The sequence below is a fragment of the Bacillus sp. JJ1503 genome, assembly GCF_036965125.1.
GTDB lineage: Bacteria > Bacillota > Bacilli > Bacillales > Cytobacillaceae > Cytobacillus.
On record NZ_JBALOZ010000287.1, the window covers coordinates 1 to 1,661 of the forward strand.

At 32.8% G+C, this 1,661-nt stretch carries 2 protein-coding genes and 1 pseudogene; 2 read left to right on the plus strand and 1 reads right to left on the minus strand.

Features of this window, described 5'->3' with window-relative positions:
- Positions 1-114: 114 nt before the first annotated feature.
- On the minus strand, positions 115-606 hold the full coding sequence (locus tag V7149_RS20240) for a GNAT family N-acetyltransferase (protein WP_335347397.1): 492 nt from the start codon (positions 604-606) through the stop codon (positions 115-117).
- A 181-nt stretch (positions 607-787) separates the two neighbouring features.
- Between V7149_RS20240 and V7149_RS20245 the strand changes: the two genes are divergently transcribed.
- A complete protein-coding gene (locus V7149_RS20245; protein WP_335347398.1) occupies positions 788-1,420 on the plus strand; it encodes an NUDIX hydrolase in 633 nt (210 codons plus the stop codon).
- 42 nt (positions 1,421-1,462) lie between these two features.
- A pseudogene (locus tag V7149_RS20250) lies at positions 1,463-1,661 on the plus strand (oligoribonuclease); the annotation flags it as partial.

Consider the following 1,661-nt stretch of genomic DNA (forward strand, 5'->3'; position numbering starts at 1 on the left):
GGGTTGGAAAAGGCTATTATTTATTAGCATGGTTCTTGGTGCAGCAATTGGGTTGAAATTAGTATCGTGAAAAAGCTCGCTAAAAAGGCGAGCTTTTTTTAAAAAAATCATATATCAATCTAGTTTTTTTAGAACCATTCGAACGGTTTTCAAAATATGACCGTCAAAGTTGTCATCAAATTCAGATACTACTGTAAAACCTTTGGCATCGTAAAAATTTCTGCCAATATGATTATCTCTTTCTACATTTATATAAACTTCATTAATTCCTTCAATATGATGAAGCCCTTCACGGAGCAAAGCTGTTCCAATGCCTTTTCCTTGATATTCTGGCAAAAGATAAATGGCCCCAAGCTCAACCTCTCCATGCTCCTTAATAGGAGAATAATTGGCAAAACCTACAATTGCGCCCTCTATTTCAGCAACATACAAATAGGAATGCTCCAATCTTCTTTTCATCATTTCATCGTTATAAGCCGATTTTAAGAAATTATCTTGGATGTCTCTTGGGATTATTCCTTCATATGTATGATTCCAGCTTGATTTAGCTACATTTTGTACCTGTGGAATATCATCGAGCGTCATAGTCCGGATAGAATAATTCATGTAAATCCACCTTTCTTATTATTATAAAAATGTATTTTTTTCCAATATTATCATAGTTAGGGAAAATTAGTGTTTAATTTATTTATATCTAAGGGAAATTAATGTAATGTTTCTAAATTAATAGATATAATCATTTTAGTAGGAAAATTCAGGTAAAGAAACCTAGGCTAAGGAGAAAGAGATGGAACAAGAATTACTAAACATATTTGATCAACAAAGAAATCCTATAGGAGTTGCCTCACGGGAGGAAGTACATCGAGCAGGATATTGGCATGAAACATTTCATTGTTGGTTCATAAGTGAAGATGATGGGGTACATTATATTTATCTGCAAAAAAGAAGTGCGTTAAAGAAAGATTATCCCAATTATTTAGATATTACAGCAGCTGGGCATATTTTAGCACAGGAAACAATTCAAGATGGTGTTCGGGAAATAAAAGAGGAATTAGGGATTAACGTCACATATAATGAGTTGGTTCCTTTAGGTATTATTAAATACAGCCATACTAGAGATGAATTTATTGATAATGAAATTGCACATGTTTTTTTATATAAGAGTCGATTTTCTATTAATGAGTACATTTTGCAAAAAGAAGAAGTAGCAGGAATTGTTAAAGTTGAATTTCAAGACTTTTCAAGGCTTTTGCTACGAGAGTGTGATGAAATTACGATAGAAGGTTTCGAAATTAATCAGTTTGGAAAAAAAATAACCGTTCAGAAGCAGGTAAGGAGAAAAGACTTTGTTCCGCATGAACAATCTTATTATGAGGAAATAATAGACTTGATTACTAAAGAAATTAATAATTATTTATAATTTTTCCAAATGCAAACCATACTACGTTCAGAGGTGAGGATCATGTACAAACTATTATCACATAATGACTTGGACGGGGTTGGATGTGGAATATTGGCGAAGCTTGCATTTGATAAGCAAGTAAAGGTTCGCTACAATTCCGTATCGGGTCTAGACCGTGAAGTGGAATGGTTTTTAGAAAACGATAGCAAGGAAACATTTCTATTTATTACAGATTTATCCGTAAGTAAAGAAAATGAAG

Excerpts from the sequence above, each read along its gene's own strand:
- V7149_RS20240 (WP_335347397.1), bottom strand. The coding sequence starts at position 606 with ATGAATTATTCTATCCGGACTATGACGCTCGATGATATTCCACAGGTA.
- V7149_RS20245 (WP_335347398.1), top strand. The coding sequence starts at position 788 with ATGGAACAAGAATTACTAAACATATTTGATCAACAAAGAAATCCTATA.